The sequence below is a fragment of the Gordonia alkanivorans genome (assembly GCF_004011905.1).
GTDB lineage: Bacteria > Actinomycetota > Actinomycetes > Mycobacteriales > Mycobacteriaceae > Gordonia > Gordonia alkanivorans.
This window is the reverse complement of sequence record NZ_CP027114.1, coordinates 2,810,501-2,828,355: the sequence shown is the minus strand read 5'-3', so window position 1 is coordinate 2,828,355 and position 17,855 is coordinate 2,810,501. Positions and strand designations below refer to the sequence as shown.

At 65.7% G+C, this 17,855-nt stretch carries 15 protein-coding genes and 1 tRNA gene; 8 read left to right on the top strand and 8 right to left on the bottom strand.

The window, feature by feature from the left end; genetic code table 11:
* Positions 1–5 precede the first annotated feature (5 nt).
* A complete protein-coding gene (locus C5O27_RS12795) occupies positions 6–1,304 on the bottom strand; it encodes a uracil-xanthine permease family protein (RefSeq protein ID WP_035754064.1) in 1,299 nt (432 codons plus the stop codon).
* A 126-nt stretch (positions 1,305–1,430) separates the two neighbouring features.
* Between C5O27_RS12795 and C5O27_RS12790 the strand changes: the two genes are divergently transcribed.
* The 3 genes from C5O27_RS12790 to cmrA all read left to right on the top strand — a co-directional run bounded on the left by C5O27_RS12790 (position 1,431) and on the right by cmrA (position 5,013).
* Entirely contained in the window at positions 1,431–1,994 is a 564-nt protein-coding gene (locus C5O27_RS12790; RefSeq protein WP_075862592.1) for a PadR family transcriptional regulator, read from the top strand.
* Positions 1,995–2,070: 76 nt separating this feature from the next.
* On the top strand, positions 2,071–4,134 hold the full coding sequence (locus C5O27_RS12785) for an NADPH-dependent 2,4-dienoyl-CoA reductase (protein WP_075862591.1): 2,064 nt from the start codon (positions 2,071–2,073) through the stop codon (positions 4,132–4,134).
* Between the two features lie 72 nt (positions 4,135–4,206).
* Complete coding sequence (gene cmrA / locus C5O27_RS12780; RefSeq protein WP_127962858.1) at positions 4,207–5,013, top strand: mycolate reductase; 807 nt, start codon at positions 4,207–4,209, stop codon at positions 5,011–5,013.
* An 18-nt stretch (positions 5,014–5,031) separates the two neighbouring features.
* On the opposite strand, the gene C5O27_RS12775 is transcribed toward cmrA, so the two are convergent.
* Positions 5,032–6,612, bottom strand: coding sequence for a helicase HerA-like domain-containing protein (locus C5O27_RS12775; protein WP_208651355.1), 1,581 nt, complete (start codon positions 6,610–6,612; stop codon positions 5,032–5,034).
* 70 nt (positions 6,613–6,682) lie between these two features.
* Here C5O27_RS12775 and orn point away from each other — a divergent pair, with 70 nt between their 5' ends.
* The 4 genes from orn to C5O27_RS12755 all read left to right on the top strand — a co-directional run bounded on the left by orn (position 6,683) and on the right by C5O27_RS12755 (position 9,240).
* Positions 6,683–7,282 carry an oligoribonuclease gene (orn, locus tag C5O27_RS12770; RefSeq protein ID WP_006360060.1) on the top strand — a complete coding sequence of 200 codons (600 nt, stop codon included), beginning with the start codon at positions 6,683–6,685 and terminating at the stop codon, positions 7,280–7,282.
* Between the two features lie 102 nt (positions 7,283–7,384).
* Positions 7,385–7,457, top strand: a tRNA-His gene (locus tag C5O27_RS12765).
* 142 nt (positions 7,458–7,599) lie between these two features.
* The gene (locus C5O27_RS12760) at positions 7,600–7,944 is read left to right on the top strand and encodes a YciI family protein (RefSeq protein ID WP_006360061.1); all 345 of its coding nucleotides are present in this window, start codon (positions 7,600–7,602) and stop codon (positions 7,942–7,944) included.
* A 3-nt stretch (positions 7,945–7,947) separates the two neighbouring features.
* The gene (locus tag C5O27_RS12755) at positions 7,948–9,240 is read left to right on the top strand and encodes an RNA polymerase sigma factor (RefSeq protein WP_006360062.1); all 1,293 of its coding nucleotides are present in this window, start codon (positions 7,948–7,950) and stop codon (positions 9,238–9,240) included.
* Between the two features lie 14 nt (positions 9,241–9,254).
* Here the strand turns inward: C5O27_RS12755 and C5O27_RS12750 are convergent, their stop codons facing one another.
* Positions 9,255–10,940 (bottom strand): hypothetical protein, encoded by a 1,686-nt coding sequence (locus C5O27_RS12750; RefSeq protein WP_127962856.1) that lies wholly within the window; start codon positions 10,938–10,940, stop codon positions 9,255–9,257.
* A 39-nt stretch (positions 10,941–10,979) separates the two neighbouring features.
* Positions 10,980–11,459, bottom strand: coding sequence for a signal peptidase I (locus tag C5O27_RS12745; RefSeq protein ID WP_244216506.1), 480 nt, complete (start codon positions 11,457–11,459; stop codon positions 10,980–10,982).
* A 7-nt stretch (positions 11,460–11,466) separates the two neighbouring features.
* On the opposite strand from C5O27_RS12745, the gene C5O27_RS22990 reads away from it, so the two are divergent.
* Positions 11,467–11,781, top strand: a complete 315-nt coding sequence (locus C5O27_RS22990; protein ID WP_231380936.1) for a hypothetical protein — start codon at positions 11,467–11,469, stop codon at positions 11,779–11,781.
* Positions 11,782–11,896: 115 nt separating this feature from the next.
* Here the strand turns inward: C5O27_RS22990 and C5O27_RS12740 are convergent, their stop codons facing one another.
* The 4 genes from C5O27_RS12740 to C5O27_RS12725 form a co-directional block, all read right to left on the bottom strand.
* Positions 11,897–12,526, bottom strand: coding sequence for a SipW-dependent-type signal peptide-containing protein (locus C5O27_RS12740; RefSeq protein ID WP_006360065.1), 630 nt, complete (start codon positions 12,524–12,526; stop codon positions 11,897–11,899).
* Between the two features lie 281 nt (positions 12,527–12,807).
* A complete protein-coding gene (locus tag C5O27_RS12735) occupies positions 12,808–13,506 on the bottom strand; it encodes a cutinase family protein (protein ID WP_341867518.1) in 699 nt (232 codons plus the stop codon).
* Between the two features lie 269 nt (positions 13,507–13,775).
* A complete protein-coding gene (locus tag C5O27_RS12730; RefSeq protein WP_127962853.1) occupies positions 13,776–15,086 on the bottom strand; it encodes an ISL3 family transposase in 1,311 nt (436 codons plus the stop codon).
* Positions 15,087–15,671: 585 nt separating this feature from the next.
* Complete coding sequence (locus tag C5O27_RS12725; RefSeq protein WP_244216505.1) at positions 15,672–17,723, bottom strand: heavy metal translocating P-type ATPase; 2,052 nt, start codon at positions 17,721–17,723, stop codon at positions 15,672–15,674.
* Between the last annotated feature and the right edge of the window lie 132 nt (positions 17,724–17,855).

Sequence of the window (17,855 nt, the reverse complement as noted above, 5' to 3'; positions counted from 1 at the left end):
CCCGTTCAGGACTTGTCGGGAACCACCGTCCCGCGCCAGCCACCGATGATCCGCATCGAGTGGTAGATGACCAGGGCGGCAACCGAGCCCAGCGAGATACCGGCGAACACGAGATCGCCGATCTGCCAGGTGTAGTCGGCGATGCCGATGATGAGCGGGATCGCGGCGGTGAACTGGTTGATCGGCTTGGAGAAGTCGACCTTGTTGCTGACCCAGATCTGCACGCCGATGATGCCGACGAGGCCGTAGAGGGCTGTCGTGACACCGCCGAGGACGCCCGGCGGGATGGCGGCGATCACCGCACCGATCTTCGGCGACAGGCCGAGCAGGATCGCGGCCGCACCGGCCACCCAGTAGGCCGCGGTCGAGTAGACCTTGGTCGCCGACATCACGCCGATGTTCTCGGCGTACGTGGTCGTCGCCGAACCGCCACCGCTGCCGGCGAGCATCGTCGCCAGACCGTCCGCGGCGAGCGCGCGGCCCATCGTGTCGTCGTAGTCCCTGCCGGTCATCATCGCGACCGACTTCACGTGACCGATGTTCTCGACGACGAGGACCAGGACGACGGGAAGGAACAGCGGCAGGACACCGAGATCGAAGGTCGGGGTCTGGAAGTCGGGCAGGCCGACCCACGCGGCGTCGGCGATACCGGAGGTGTCGATGTAGTCGTTGTCGGAGTCGATCCAGTCGAGGACGAGCGCCAGCACATAGCCGAACGCGACGCTGAGGAAGATCGCCAGACGACCGAGCAGCCCGCGGAACAGCACCGCCGAGGCGACGAGCAGGACCAGAACGATGGTCGCGAGGACGGGGTCCGCGACGAAGTTGTTCTTCGCGGCCGGGGCCAGGTTCAGGCCGATCAGTGCCACGATCGCACCGGTCACGACCGGCGGCATCAGCGTCTCGATCCACTTCACGCCGGCGAAATGACTGATCAGACCGATGATGACGAGCAGCGCACCGACCGCGACCAGGCCACCGAGCGCCGACGATGCCCCGTCGGAGGCGACCGCCGCCGTCACCGGCGCGATGATCGCGAAACTCGAGCCCAGATAGCTGGGGAGACGGTTACGGGTGATCAGCAGGAACAGGATGGTGCCGATACCCGAGAACAGCAGGGTCGTCGACGGCGGGAACCCGGTGAGGACCGGCACCAGGAAGGTCGCGCCGAACATCGCGACCACATGCTGCAAACCGATGCTCACAGTCCGCGGCCAGGTCAGCCGTTCCTCCGGTGCCACCACGGTGTTCGTCGTGAGTTTCCACGACAGCAGGTTCTGGGATCTCGTCCCCGGTTCAGTCATGCGCAACAGTTTGCGGCACTCACGGCTTGCCCGCTCCCCTTACCCCGGTGCTTGCACGGCGCATATGCAACAAGACTCATAAGCACCTTGTTGCATAGTGCACTGTTGCGGTGTTAGCGTGCTCACATGGCGCTCGAACATGCGATTCTGGTGTCGCTGGCGGAGCGACCCGGCACGGGTTACGAGATCGGTCAGCAATTCGACCGGTCGATCGGTTACTTCTGGTCGGCCACCCACCAGCAGATCTATCGGACGCTCAAGAAGCTCCTCGACGACGGCCTGGTGAGTGTCGAGTCGATCAGCCAGGACGGCCGCCCGGACAAGAAGGTCTACACCATCTCCGACTCAGGCCGAGATGCGCTGGCGCAGTGGGCGATGAGCCCCACACCACGGCAGTCACTCCGCAGCGACATCGGCGTCAAACTCCGCGCCGCCGAGTTCGGCGACCTCGCCGCCATCATCGGCGAGCTCAAGGCCCACCGCGACGAGCACGTCGCACAACTGACGTTGTTCAAGGGATTCCAGGCGGACTACTACCCCGAGCCCGACACCCTGACCGGCCGCAAGCTCCACCAGTACCTCGTGCTGCGCGGCGGCATCCGGCAGGAGGAGGGCTACATCGAGTGGTGCGACGAGGTCATTCCCGCACTCGAACGCGAACTCGCCGGGATGAACCAGCGACACCCGTGACGGCACGGAACCACCACCCAGACAGAGCATTGCACGCACACAGCGTCACCACGACACCGAGATGAAAGGTCGCGCCATGTCAGCCCACACGGCACAACCCAACCCGCATTACCCGCACCTGTTCACGCCGCTGCAGATCGGCGGCATGACCATCGAGAACCGTCTGGTGATGGGGTCGATGCACACGGGTCTCGAGGATCGCCTCTGGGACACCGACAAGCTCGCCGCGTACTTCGCCGAGCGCGCGAAAGGCGGTGCGGGACTGATTATCACGGGCGGTTTCGGCACCAGCCGCACCGGCCTGCTCGCCTTCGCCGGCGGCAAGATGACCAACGCCCTCGACTGGAAGCGTCATCAGCGCGTCACCAAGGCCGTGCACGACGAGGGCGGCAAGATCGCCATGCAGCTCATCCACGCCGGCCGTTACGGGTACACCCCGTTCAAGGTCGCGCCGGGTAAGGATCCGTCGCCGATCCATCCGTTCAAGCACCTGCGGATGACCGAGCCGATCATCTGGCACGTCATCAAGACCTTCGGCCAGTCGGCGAAGCTGGCACGCAAGGCCGGGTACGACGCCATCGAGATCATGGGCGGCGAGGGGTATCTGATCAACCAGTTCCTGTGCCCGCACACCAACGACCGCACCGACAAGTGGGGCGGCAACACCGAGAACCGGCAGCGCTTCCTCGTCGAGGTCATCAAGGAGATCCGCCGTCAGGTTCCCCGCGACTTCCCGATCATCCTGCGTCAGTCCGTCGCCGACCTGATCCGCAAGGGCCAGACCTGGGACGAGATCGCCCTGATGGCACGCAAGGCCGAGGAGCACGGCGTCGATGCGATCAACACCGACATCGGCTGGCATGAGGCCCAGGTCCCCACGATCGTGACCTCGGTCCCCCGCGGCGCCTTCGTGAAGTTCACCGAGCGTCTCCGCGACGAGGTGTCGATCCCGCTGATCGCCGCCAACCGCATCAACACCGCGGAGTTCGCCGAGGAGATCCTCACCAACGGCCGCGTCGACGCCATCCAGATGGCCCGTCCGTTCCTCGCCGATCCCCACCTGGCCAACAAGGCCCGCGAGGGTCGCGCCGACGAGATCAACACCTGCATCGGCTGCAACCAGGCCTGCCTCGACCACGCCTTCGTCGGTAAGAAGGTGTCGTGCCTGGTGAACCCGCGTGCGGGACGTGAGACCACGCTGATCCTCAGCCCGACGCGCAAGGCCAAGCGGGTCGCCGTCGTCGGTGCCGGGCCGGCCGGCCTGTCGGCTGCCGTCTCGAGCGCCGAACGCGGCCACAAGGTGACGCTGTTCGAAGGTGGCAAGTCCATCGGCGGCCAGTTCTCCATCGCCGCCCGCATCCCGGGCAAGGAGGAGTTCAACGAGACGATCCGCTACTTCACCCGCAAGCTCGAGGTCCTCGGCGTCGACGTCCGACTCAACACCCGGGTCGACGCCGACACGCTCATCGCCGAGAAGTTCGACGACGTCATCGTCGCCACCGGCGTGGTGCCGCGCATCCCGAGCTTCCCCGGCGTCGACCACCCGATGGCGATGTCGTACGCCGACGCCGTCCTCGGTCATCGCGAGATCGGCAAGCGGGTCGCCGTCATCGGTGCCGGAGGTATCGGCTTCGACATCAGCGAGTTCCTCACCACCGACGAGTCGCCGACGCTGAATCTGAAGGAATGGGAACAGGAATGGGGCGTCACCGACGATCCGGAGAAGCCCGGTTTCGTCACCAAGCCCCGCCCCCTGCCGCCGGTGCGTCAGGTCTACATGGTGCAGCGCAAGTCCGGTAAGCAGGGCAAGTCGCTCGGCAAGACGACCGGCTGGGTGCACCGCGCCACGATGAAGATGAAGGGCGTCGAGCAGATCAGTGGCGCGACCTACGACAAGATCGACGATCAGGGTCTGCACCTCAGCTTCCGCGACGACGAGGGCAACGTGACGGAGACCCGGGTCCTCGAGGTCGACAACGTGGTCATCTGCGCGGGCCAGGAATCGGTGCGCGATCTCATCGATCCGCTGACCCTCGCCGGTGTCACCACCCACGTGATCGGCGGCGCCGACTACGCGGGCGAACTCGACGCCAAGCGCGCGATCCGGCAGGGCACCGAGGTCGCCGCCGGTATCGACTGACCTCTCGACCCAACTGTCGCTGCGCTCCGGCTCTTCTCGGGCCGGGGCGCAGCGGCCGCTACGATTGCTCCCATGCCGGTACCGCCGCCTTCAGAAAACGCCCGCGCCGTCGTCACCGGGGCCTCCTCCGGTATCGGTCGCGAGCTCGCCCGGGCGCTGGCCGCCCGTGGCCACTCGGTCGTCCTCGTCGCCCGTCGCGGTGAGCTCCTCGAAGAGCTCGCCGGCGAACTGCGGACCGCCCATCGGGTCGCGGTCGAGGTTCGCGCGGTCGACCTGTCCGACCCGACCAAGGTCGAGGTCCTTGCCGCCGAGTTCGCCGGACGCGAGATCTCGATCCTCTGTAACAACGCCGGCATCGCCACCTTCGGCCCCGTCGCCGAACTCGACGCCGACTACGAGAAGTCCCAGGTCCTGCTGAACGTCAACGCCGTTCACGATCTCACCCTCGCTGTCCTCCCCCAGATGGTGAAGCGCGGTTCCGGCGGCATCCTCATGGTGGGGTCGGCAGCCGGCAACATGCCGATCCCGAACAACGCCACCTATGCCGCGTCGAAGGCCTTCGTCAACACGTTCAGCGAATCGCTGCGCGGTGAGGTCTCGGCACAGGGCGTCCACGTCACGCTTCTGGCTCCCGGCCCGGTCCGCACGCACACACCGTCGCCCGACGAGGCGTCGATCGTGGACAAGGTCGTCCCCGACTTTCTCTGGCATTCATCCGCGAAGGTCGCCGAGATGAGTCTGGATGCCCTGGCGCACAACAAGATGCGTGTCGTCCCCGGAACCCTGTCCAAGGCCATGTCGGTGGCCGGCGGGTACACCCCGCGCGCCGTCGTCGCGCCGATCGTCGGCGGGTTCTACCGAAAGTTCAGCGCCGAGTAGCCCGGCGCCGAACACTTCTCACCGCTTCCGACGCCGCCCCGTACCGAAGATCGCGCGACTGAACTCGCGTCCCGCGGCGCTGGCCGCCGACCGCAGGAAGCTCTGCACCGGCTTGCTGGTCAGCACCTCGGTGATGATGCCCGGCTCCTCGGGGACGGGCTTCGGTGCCGGACTACGTTTCGGAGCCGGGACGGGAACCGGAGCCGGTGCGGGCGCGTCGGCGGATTCGCCGGGCGACAGCATGTTGGCGGCGAGCATCTCGTAGGCCGACTCGCGGTCGATCGACTGCCCGTACTTCGCATACAGCGGACTCGCCTCGGCGGCGGCGGTGATCGCCTCCGCCCCGATGGCATCCATCGACGAACGCGGCGGACGCACGACCGTCCAGGCGACCGGGGTCGGCGCACCCTTCTCCGACAGCACCGTCACCACGGCCTCACCGGTGCCCAGCGAGGTGAGGACCTGCTCGAGCTCGTAGATCTCCGACACCGGGTACGTCTTGACCGTCTTCTTCAGCGCCTTCTGATCGTCAGGTGTGAAGGCACGCAACGCATGCTGGATGCGGGCGCCGAGCTGCGACAGCACCTCGTTGGGGATGTCGGTGGGCAGCTGCGAGCAGAAGAAGACGCCCACACCCTTCGAGCGGATCAGCTTGACCGTCTGCACGACCTGGTCGATGAACGCCTTCGACGCGTCGTCGAACAGCAGATGCGACTCGTCGAAGATGAAGACCAGCTTCGGCTTGTCGACATCGCCGACCTCGGGCAGGAACTCGAAGAGGTCGGCCAGAATCCACATCAGGAAAGTGGAGAACAGAGCAGGCCGGGCGGCCTGGGCGCCGAGCTCGAAGAGCGTGATGATGCCGCGACCGTCGGCGGCGAGGCGGATGAGGTCGGCGGGCTCGACCTCGGGCTCACCGAAGAACGTGTCGCCGCCGTCGGCCTCGAGATTGGTCAGGGAACGCAGGATCACGCCCGCGGTCTGGCGCGAGACCCCGCCGATGTTCTTGAGCTCTTCCTTGCCCTCGTCGCCGGTGAGGAAGGCGATCACCGACCGTAGGTCCTTCAGGTCGAGCAGCGGCAGACCCTTCTTGTCCGCCCAGTGGAAGATCAATCCGAGGGTCGATTCCTGGGTGTCGTTGAGGCCCAACACCTTGGAGAGAAGGATCGGGCCGAAGGACGTGATGGTCGCGCGGATGGGCACGCCGATGCCGGTGTCACCGAGCGAGACGAACTCGACAGGATGAGAGGCGGGCTGCCAGGAATCGCCGGTCTGCTGTGCGCGTTCGACGATCTTGTCGTTGCTGACGCCCTCGCGGCTCAGCCCCGACAGGTCTCCCTTGATGTCGGCCATCACCACCGGCACACCATTGGCGGAGAGCTGTTCGGCCAGCAATTGCAGGGTCTTGGTCTTGCCGGTGCCCGTGGCACCGGCGACGAGGCCGTGCCGATTCATCATCGCGAGCGGGATGCGCACCGAGGCGGTCGCGTCGACCTGACCGTCCACCGACACCGTCCCCAGTTCGAGCGAGGTGGAGGTGAAGGCGTAGCCGGCGGCGATGGTCTGAGCAGGGCTGAGGGCTTCGGTCACGAGGGACACAATAGCCCGCGAGGTGCCCCTGTTCTCCGTCTGACGCGGGCTCGTCGTGACGGTTGGCTAAGGTTGTCGGGTGCAGGACAAACTGGTGTGGATCGATTGCGAGATGACCGGCCTCCGACTCGAGTCGGACAAGTTGATCGAGATCGCGGCCCTGGTCACCGACGGTGACCTCAACATCCTGGGTGACGGCGTCGACGTCGTCATCCACGCCGACGACGCGGCTCTCGCGTCGATGCCCGACGTCGTGACCAAGATGCATGCCGATTCCGGTCTCACCGAAGAGGTACGCGCGTCCACCGTCACCCTCGCCGAGGCCGAGAAGATGGTGCTCGACTACATCCGCAAGCACGTGACGTCGCCCGGTGCCGTCCCGCTGGCCGGCAACTCGATCGCCACCGACCGCGGCTTCATCGCCCGCGACATGCCCGAACTCGACGCCTACCTGCACTATCGGATGGTCGACGTCAGTTCGATCAAGGAACTGTGCCGCCGCTGGTTCCCGAAGGTGTACTTCGGCCAGCCCGACAAGGGCCTCGCCCATCGTGCCCTCGCCGACATCCGTGAATCGATCCGCGAGCTCCGTTATTACCGTGCAGCCGCCTTCGTGCCGGCTCCCGGCCCCGACGTCGATGCGCTCGCGAACATCGTCAAGGATCTCGGGCCCGCCTGAAAACGCAGGTCAGATAATCGATTGGAGTTCTGCGGCATCTACCCGCTAGAGTGTTCTTGGCTCTGAGACCAGGCGCGAAAGCCCGGGTGTCGGATGCCGATGGTGGATGTAGTTCAGTTGGTAGAGCACCAGGTTGTGATCCTGGCTGTCGCGGGTTCGAGTCCCGTCATCCACCCCGATGAGTGGGAGGTCCGAATTTCGGGCCTCCCATTTTTCGTTTCCGACGAGAAGTTCCGGCGGCTGTCGATATCGCGTCCGCCCGTACGTCACCATGGTGTCGGACCACTCCGGTCCGGCGGCAGATGACTGGAGGAACGATGAAATACGCACTGCTGCTCATGGGACACGTCGACGACCCGGCATGCGGCGAAGAAGGCGGAGCGACGCCCGAGGAGTTCTTCGCGTTCGACCAGGAGATCACCGAAGCCGGCGTCGTGGTCAGCTCTTTCGCTCTCGAGGACGAACGCGCCGTCGTGCACACGAATGGCACGGGCGAGCGCGTCGTGGCGTCGTCGGGTCCGTTCGCGGAGGTTCGCGAGTTCGTCGGCGGCGTCTACGTCATCGACGTCGCCGACATCGACGAGGCGATCGAGTGGGCTCGCCGTAGTCCCGGTTCGGCACCGGGTGGGCACGTGGAGATCCGGCCGCTCGCGCCGTACTGAGCCGTGACCGGAACACCGGACCGCTCGGCGGGCGCGCCTCTCGTGGCCCGTCGAGCGGTTGCCACGATCGATCGCGGCATCCGCACTCGTGTCATCGCCACCCTCACCAGACGATTCGGTGATCTCGATCGCGCCGAGGACGCCCTGCAGGACGCTCTGGCGCAGGCCCTGGTCACCTGGCCGCAGACAGGTGTCCCCGAGTCACCAGAGGCGTGGCTCACGACGACCGCGAAACGTCGGGTGCTCGACGAACTGCGGCGGGAGAACGTCCTCGCCGGGAAACTCGGGCAGCTGCAGACCGATTCGGACCGCGCGCCCGTTCCGGCGGACTTCGGCGACCCCGCCGACATCACGCATCCGGCATTGCCCGACGAACGCCTCGGCATGTACTTCGCGTGTACCCACCCGGTTCTGCGGATCGAGGACCGGATCGCGCTCATGTTGCGGTTCGTCGCCGGGCTGACCACACCCGAGGTCGCGCACGCACTCCTGATCCCGGTTCCGACCGCACAGCAGCGACTCGTGCGCGCGAAGAAGCGGATCAAGGCACTCGGCGTGCCGTTCCATCCGCCGCGTGCCGACGACCTACCGGACCGCCTCGGGGGCGTCCTACGTGTTGTGTACCTGGTGTATTCGGAGGGTTACGCACGGTCGACGGGTAGCTCACACATCCGCGACGACATCACCGCCGAGGCCATCGCGCTGGCGCGGACTCTGTATGTCCTGCTCCCCTGCGCCGAGACCGCCGGGCTCCTCGCTCTGCTGTTGCTCACCGAATCTCGGCGGCCCGCACGGGTGGACCCCGACGGCCGGCCGATCCCACTGTCCGACCAGGACCGGACCCTCTGGGTCACGGCAATGGTGAGAGAGGGCACCGCACTCGCCGAATCCGCTGCTGCACAACGTGACGCGGGTGCCTACACGATCCAGGCAGCGATCGCCGCGGTTCATGCGGAGGCGCGGACCGCCGATGACACCGACTGGGCGCAGATCGCGGTTCTCTACCGCCTGTTGGAAGCGCACGATCCCGGCCCGGTCGTGCGGATCGGCCGGGCCGTCTCCGTCGGACGGGCGTTCGGACCGTCACGCGGGATCGAGATGCTCAACCGGTTGGCGTCGAACCCCTCGCTCGACCGGTATCGCCCGTTCCATGTGGCGCGGGCACTGACACTCGCGGAACTCGACGATCACGACGGCGCAGCGGCCGCCTACCGTCGCGCGCTCGAGCTGCCCGGCAACGAGGCCGAAGACGACTATCTCGCAAGCATTCTCGCCGGGTTGACGCAGGACTCCTGACGACGAGAGACCGGTTACTCGTCGTCCGCGGAGGAGTCCGCCGAGGACTCGTCCGAACTCGATCGCGACCGGCTCTTCTTCTCGGGAGTGGGCACCGGGTCGGAGTCCTCGGCCTCGACTGCAGGCGCCTCGGCCGCGGGCGCGTCGTCGGTCGGGGCCGCTTCCGGTTCACTGGTCTCCGGCGCGTTCGCGACGGGTGCGGGTGCGGACGTCGTCGTCGAGGTCACCGGCACCTCCGGGTCCGGCAGGACGAACGTGAATCCGGCTGTGCCCGCGGGCTTCCACATCGCCTTACCGGCGGCGCTCGGCGCGGTGAACGCCACCCAACCGGTGTAGGTCTGCCCCGGTACCAGCTGATCCGGCAATTGCGCTCCCTCGGTTGTCGCCTGCCCTGATGCCTGTTGCACTCCCCCGACCATCGGGGCGAAGTCATCCCAGGCGATCGATGACAACCGGCCGTCACCCCCGGTGTCCGACGTGGTCACCGCCATCTTCACCGCAACTGTCGCCCGTGCACCGTCCGAGGGAGCGGTGGACCCGACCTTCTGGATCGTCGCCGTACCGAGGTCGGTGCCATCGGTGGCGATCACCGGGAACTGCTCCCCGACGTCGACGTCGGTCGGGGTCGTCGGACCTTGCTTCAGCGCCGGGGTTTCGGCGGCTTCGCTCTCGGAAGAGCTTGCCGACGAGGAGCTCTCGGACTCGGAACTCTCGGAGTTCTCGGAACTCTCGGAGCTCGAGGACTCCGATTCCGAACTCTCGGAGCTCTCGGCGGCCGAACTCTCCGCGGACTCCGACGGCGTGGCGCTCTCCGAGGACGGCGCGAGGCGTGCCGCCATCCGTGCCGCGCCCGCAGCCTGGACAGAAGATCCTGCATCCGGAAGCGCAACCCCGATACCACATTCGGCGCGGACGAACTGGATACTGACGGTCCAGACGGTCGAGTGCGGCCACAAGAGGTTCTGGATATCGAGGTCCAGGATCAGCGTCGACAGAGCGGTCTTCGCGGTAGTGGCAACGATGCTGCGGAACGTCCCCTCTACCCGGTACCCCACCGCGTTGTCGGTGAAGGACCTCGACCCGTTCGGCGGGGGCATTGCGTAATTGTTGTTTGAGCCGATGCCGATATAGATGTCACCGCCGGTCGGAGCTGTGGCCGTGGGTGTGACCGTTTCGCCGTAGTTCGATGAAGTGCAGTTGACCGCAGCCGTGTAGATGTTCTCCTTCGTGTCCAGGACCGACACGGTCGAGCTGAACGGATTCAACCAGTTCGGCGTGGGGGACGCCCTCAGGTCCCGCGCCGTTGAGGTCGCGGATGCCGAAATGTTGCCGGCGGTGCGGGTCAGCGTCGCCTCCGACCGCCCTCGCGCAGCGACCATGCCCACACCGAAGAAGCCACTCCCGCTGTACCTGGAGGTGAAGGTGGTTGCACCGGGGGTCACCGTGGTCCCCGGGTTGGCAAACGTATGCGTGGCAGTCGTGGCGTCCCATGTGTCACCGCTGATCAACCGCTGGTTCTTTGTGTGCGCGGTGATCGACCGGGCGTACCCGTCAGTGGCCGGAGCGAGACGGAATGTGGAACTCCCCCAGACCTTGTCATTCCACGCCGCGAGCACGCCGGTCGCCTGCGCGACCACGCCGAGTACCGCAATCATGCCGATGACGGCGATCAGGATCTTGCTGCGCTTGGTGAGGTTCATGCTTGCCGTGTATCTCTATGAGTTGCGGAGGAACTGGGTTCAAGAACGAGAGGGTTCGTTGTGCTCGTCCCGGCGGCGACCGGTCGTCGACTTCGGCCAGAACGCCCAGAGGACGAGGAGTGCCGCACCGAGGGTGATGGCCCCCAGAACGTAGGGATTCGACAACCAGACGATCTGCTTTGCGAGACCCGGTGCATGCCAGACGACTTTGCGCACCTGGCTCACGCGGTAGGGCTCCGGGTCGGGGTTCGGATTGGCATCGCCCTGCATCTCGATGAGGGCCTCGCCGCCGCCGAGTCGCTTCACCGCGATCGCCCGATGAGTGATCGGCTTCAGACCGATCCCACGGTCGACGGTGATGACATCTCCGACCTTCACCTCGGTCGCAGGGATCTCGTGCACGACAGCGATGGATCCTTGCGGGATGGTGGGATCCATCGAACCTGTCTTGAACATGATGATCGTGTAGTTGCCCACGAAGGCGAGGACTGTCAGCGCAATACACAACACGCCGAACACTGCGAGGATGTTCAGCCCCCAGTCGACGAGCCGACTGCCCAGCGACCGCGTCGCCGGCGTCGCCACGTGCGATTCGACGGGCGCCGGTTCGGCAGTGGCCGCGTCCACAACCGGCGGTGACGGCACGATCGGAATCGGCAGGGTCGGGGCCTCCGACGCCGGAACGTGGCCCGCCGGAGCCGACGTCCAGACCACCCGCGGGGCAGGTGCCACGACCCTCATCGGTGCGGTCACCGTCCACGAATCCCGAATGCCGGACCCATTCGCGTCGGGTCGGTCGGTGCAGGGACTCGAGGTCGTCGTCATCGCGCCGTCTCTCTGAGGTCTAGGGGTGCGGATTCGGTTGGCAGGCAGCACAACTCTGCGGGTCGCGTGAACCCTCGATCCGGCGGCGCCCGGGGATGGGAAGGAGGCTTTGCCGCCGGATCGAGGACGACTCACGGGTTGTCGACGCTCTGTGCCCTCATCTCCCAGCGCGGGGTGACACTCGTGTCGAGGATGTTGTTGGGATTGGCGCTGGCCGGCAACGTCACCTCGAAGTCGATCTTCTTGGCCGTGTTCTTGGTGACCCGGAATGTCGTTGCGACGCCGCTGCTACTCAGCTGCTGGTTGTTCACCAGGGTGGTGGACCCGTCCTTGATGGTCACGTAGAGCGCCTGGGCAAGAGTGTTGGTCGCGTTCGCAGGAGCCTGGATGGTGATGTCGGCGTCCATCTTGCCCTTGGTCTCTTTGAGCCAGAAGCTGCCCTTGGTGGTCTGCCCGGGCATCAGGTTGACCGGGTTCACACCCGCGACCACTGGGAACGAGATGACGCCGGGGGCGGCGCTGTCCGCATACTCCGCGAACCCCTCCGTATCCGACACGGTACTGGCCTGCACGTTCCAAGCGCTCTCGCCGATACCGAATGTTCCGGAACCGAACACGGTGTCGTTCCACGCGGCGAGGGTGACCACAGCGCCAACGCCGAGGACTGCACCGGAGGCGAGGATGGCCTTGCGCTTGCGGCTCTTGCGGTTGCGCTCTTCGTCGGTCAGGGGGGCGCTGGTGGGGGTCTGGTTGTTGGTCATCTTCCGTCCATCATTCTGCGGGGGCGTAGCTCATTGCTACTCACGAGTAATTTAGATTGTTTCGGATTTTTTGTTACCTGTTTTTCGAGATTAGCCGTGTGAAGTGACTCACCACCTCTAGGTCATTTGTTCCAGAATTCTGATTACATCCGTGTCGTATCTGTCGGCCGTTTGAACTACAGATCCAAATGGACATTCGACCAAGATCGTTAATGTCCCGAAATTTACGACAATGGTCATTGGTATTTCGACAACAGCTATTGGCACACGTCGGCAGCGGCCTAGTCCGAGTCACCTTCCACCTTCGAGCCGGCCTTGTTGATGGTGTCCGCCAGCCAGACGCCCAGCCATGCGATCGCACTCCGACCCACTTCATCCACGACGAGCTTCGCGTAGTTACCGATATCTGCACCCAGACCGGCATAGTCGATCCTGGCGATCGCGCCGACGACGTCGATGGCGGTCTCGACGGCTTCCGCCACCTCCTCCGCCCCCTCACTGAGGACGGTGCCGATCTTGCCCAGGACGGGATGGCGCCGCTTGTCGATGGAGCAGTAGAGGTCGGAGGGTGCACAGATGCTCGTGACCTTCCCGGACAGCTTCCCCATCCCCTCGGGTCGCGGGTCGGCGATCCCGATGCCGCGCGGCTTCGGGCCGACGGTCTTCTGACCAGCCGTTCCGTTACCGGGGTCGGCGAGTAGGCCGACTGCCAGCACCTTGTCCGCCGGGATCGGGCCGTCGCCGTTGCCGATCGCCGCGGCGAGATCTCCCGCCGCGTCCGCACCCTGGCTGTAGCCACTGATCGTGAACTTCAGATCGGGATCGGCTTCCGCCCGGTCGGCGAGGACCTTCGACGCGTTCGCGATCGCGGTGGCCTTGCTGTCCCCGTACGTCCGCCCGTTGTCGAAGGCCCGCGCCATGTAAGGCAGGAAGTAGATGGTCGCCGAGTCGCCATGCGTCCGCGAGATCGAGTCGGCCACCCCCGCCAGCGCTCCGGTGGCGTGGGTCGGGTCAGCGGCCGCATCCGTTTCCCAGGTCCCGGGAATGAAGAGATTGAAGGTCGAAACCGTCGGAGGCGGAGCGGCGACGCCGGCACCAGCCCCTCCGAATGCGGTTGCCGCGACACTCGCAGTGAGCGCTATTCCACCCAGACCAATTGCCCATTGACGAGCAGATCGAAAACCGACGAACTGAGACGCTTTGCCGGTTCTGTCGCACGCGTGTCGGGGCTTACGCGGCTCTTCCTAATTCAGAGTGCATTCAGGCTTTCTGCGAGTTGGCCGGAGTGGATGAGTGACCGCAAGATGTAGTGCTTGAGGTTGCGGAACCCGAGTGCGATACCCCGGAGGTGCTCGAGGCGCCCGTTGATGGCTTCGACCGGGCCGTTGGAGGCGCCGGTGTCGAAGTAGGCCAGGATCTCGGCACGTCGGACCCACAACGACCGTCCGAGTTGCGCCACCTCGGCGAGACCTGCGGGTAGGCCGGTATGGATACGTTTGAGCAGCTTGTACATCGCGATCTTCCCGTCCCGCTTGTTGGACTTGTCGTAAGCGTCGATCAGGTCCTGATAGATCGCGTAGGTGATGGCCACCGCCACGTGCTCCTCCCGGGCGTCCAGGCCCGTGCGTAGGCGGGTTTTCTGTGTGTCGGTGAGCAGCCCGATCCGGGTCAGCAGGGTGCGGCGGATGCCGTAGAGCGGATCCCCGCTGCGGCCTCGATGTCCGCACGTATCCTGTTGCACGCGTTGACGACACAGGGTGAGTTTCTCTGCGGCGAGGTGTACGACGTGGAAGGGGTCCATCACTGCCCGTGCCTTGTCGAGGGATTCGGCGGTGGCGGTGCGGTAGCCGGTGAACCCGTCCATCGTGACCACCCGGATACGGTCGCGGAACGCCGGATCACGCGCGTCGAGCCAGTCCTTCAACGCGGCTTTGGAGCGCCCGGCGACCATATCCAACAACCGGGCCGGACCGGTACCGTCCACGATTGGGGTCAGGTCGACCAGTACCGTCACGAAACTCGGATCACCCTGGCCGCGAACATGTTTCCACTTGTGTTCATCCACGCCTAATATGCGGACGCCGGCCAGGCGTGCGGGTGCGGCGGCCAGCGTCTTCGCCGCCTCACACGCCAGGGTGTTGACGGTGTTCCAGCTCAACCCCACCGCGGCCGCCGCCGCGGTGACCGACATCTTGTCGCAGATCATCGACCGCATGATCCAGGTCGTGGTGCGGCGGGTGACCTGCGCACGCGGGGCCACGATCGCGCCCAGGTCGGCCCGGAACACCGACGTCGCGCAGGCGTCGTTGCCGCACGTGTAGCGGGGCACCGTCAGGTGCAGCCGGGTCGGATGCCCGACGATCGGCAGATCGGCGACCTCACGGTCGACATGATCACGCAACTGCCCGGCCTGCCCGCAGGACGGGCACATGTTCTTCGGGTCCAGGAGCTGGCAGAACAGGTGGGTACGGTCCTGGCCGTCGACGGCGGCATCGGTGATCGTCACCCCCAACTCGATGGTGCGGCAAATCGTGTCGGCAATAGCGCTACGCTGCGTCATGGGTCCTGTGAGTGTTCGGATGAGTGTGTAGGAGCTTTCATCTTCACACCACAGGACCCACCCACATCACGCGGCTCACACCCGCAAATCCGACCTACATCTTGTGGTCGATAGAACCTGTTTCACGCACCGTCAATCCTGAAGAGCCGCTTACGCGCAGAGGAAGAGTATTTCATGAGGGGATGTCACAAATCTTCACATCGTTGGGGAGACGGAACAACAGGTGCGGACGGAGAGGGTCTTTCGACCCCCCTTTCCACATTGTTGTTACTTAGCAGTAGATATGAAACTTCCACTATTACGGGACGATTTCAAAGAATCCCAGAGAATACTTTCAAGACCCGTAGAACCCTGTTTCATATAGGAAACTGAAACATGTTGTGGTGCAGTGTATTTCAGATAACATCGCAGGTAGGGCCATGTTGGACAAATGATCCTGTGTGAGTGAGATCACCAGCGTGACGTAGCCGTTCTCGATCACGAACCTTGAGAGGCCCTCCGCAGACACGGCGACGGCCCGGAACCGCCGGGAGACAGCGGGTCCGAGCCCTCGGGCAGACCAGGCGTCAGGTCACCCGATCGCAGTCACCGTGACGCTTGCCGATCGGGGGACAGATCGAGCCGACGGAGTAACTGGGCGTTGAGCGCGACGACCACCGTCGACACCGACATCAGGATCGCGCCGACGCTCATCGGCAACACGAATCCGATCGGCGCCAACACACCGGCCGCGAGTGGAACGGAGATCAGGTTGTACCCGGCCGCCCACCACAGGTTCTGCACCATCTTCCGGTAGCTCGCCCGCGACAACTCGATCACCGAGAGCACCGACCGCGGGTCCGAGGACGCCAGGATCACGCCCGCGGAGGCGATGGCGACGTCGGTACCGGCGCCGATGGCGATCCCGACGTCCGCCTGCGCGAGCGCCGGCGCATCATTCACCCCGTCACCGACCATCGCGACCCGCTTACCCTCGCGCTGCAGCTCGGCCACCTTGTCGGCCTTGTCCTCTGGCCGGACACCTGCGTAGACGCGGTCGATCCGCAGCTCGCGAGCCACATCCTCGGCCACCGCTCGCGCGTCTCCGGTGACCATCACCGCTTCGACCCCACGGCGCCGAAGGCCGTCGATCGCTTCGCGCGACTCCGGTCGCACCTCATCGGTCAACGCCAGCGCTCCGACGACCTCACCGTCGGCGACGACGTGCAGGATGATCGCGCCCTCATCGCGCCAGGTGCCCGCGATCGACAGCTCTGCAACACCCTGGCTGTCGAGCAACCTCGGCCCGCCCACCGCAATGTGCACTCCGTCCACTCTCGCCGAGACACCCACCGCCGGTGAGGAGGTGAAGTCCTGCGCCGCCGGCACCTCCAGTCCCCGCCCCCGGGCGGCCTCGACTATTGCGACGGCGAGTGGATGCTCGCTGTCCGCCTCGGCCGACGCGGCCAGCACCAGGACCTCGTCCGCCGTGCGGCCGCCCGCTGGTTCGACGGAACGGACCGTCGGAGCTCCACGGGTCAGCGTCCCGGTCTTGTCGAAGAGGACGGCGTCGACCGACCGCATGGTCTCGAGGGCGAGCCGGTCGGAGATCAGCACTCCCCCTCGCGCCGCGCGCTCCGTCGCGATCGAAACCACCAACGGGATGGCAAGACCGAGAGCGTGCGGGCAGGCGATGACGAGGACAGTGATCACCCGGACCACCGCGGAGTCAGGCATTCCCACCGAGGTCCAGACGACTGCCGTGACAGCTGCCGCGGCGAGGGCAAACCAGAAGAGCCACCCGGCGGCGCGGTCGGCAAGACGTTGGGCACGCGACGTCGACGCCTGCGCTCGGGCGACGAGCCGTTCGATCCCGGCCAGCGCGGTGTCATCACCGATCGCGGTGACCCGGACACGAACCGCGGAATCGGTAGCGACGGTCCCGGCGATCACGCGATCCCCGACCGATCGTCGTACCGGGCGCGACTCACCGGTGATCATCGACTCGTCCACATCCGCCGTACCGTCGACGACGTCACCGTCGGCCGGGATCGATGCACCCGGCCGAACCAGTACTACGTCGCCCACCTCCAGCTCGGAGACGGCGACGGTGACCGTTCCGGCGCCGTCGACCTTCTCCGCCTCATCGGGCAGCAAGGCCGCCAGCGAGTCGATGGCCGATGTCGTCTGGGCCAGCGCACGCATCTCGACCCAATGTCCCAGGAGCATGATCGCGACAAGGAGCGCCAGCTCCCACCAGAAGTTCAGCTCACCGGACAACAACCCCAGACTCGCGCCCCACGACGCCACGAATGCGACAGTGATGGCCAGCCCGATGAGCAGCATCATCCCCGGCCGGCGGGACCGGATCTCCCCGACGGCACCGGCGAGGAACGGCCGGCCGCCCCAGAAGTAGATGACCGTGCCCAGTACCGGCGAGATCCACATGACCCACCCGGGGTGAGGCAGCGAGTATCCGATCAGGTGGGCGAACATCTCGTTGAACGCCACCGTCGGGATGGCCAGTACCACCATGATCCAGAACAGTCGGCGGAACCGGCCGACGTGGTCGGCATGACCGCCGTGTTCGCCACCAGCGTGCTGGTGACCTTCGTGCGTACCCGTGTCGTGCCCGGGATGGATCGCTGTAGCACTCATGCGACCGACTATATACCCCCTACCGGTATATAGTAAGAGCCGATTTTCGTTGCGAGGTTCGACGACACCCGGCCCGCCGAGGGAGACCCGATAGCACACACCTCCGACAAACGTCGGCCACCTACCTGATTT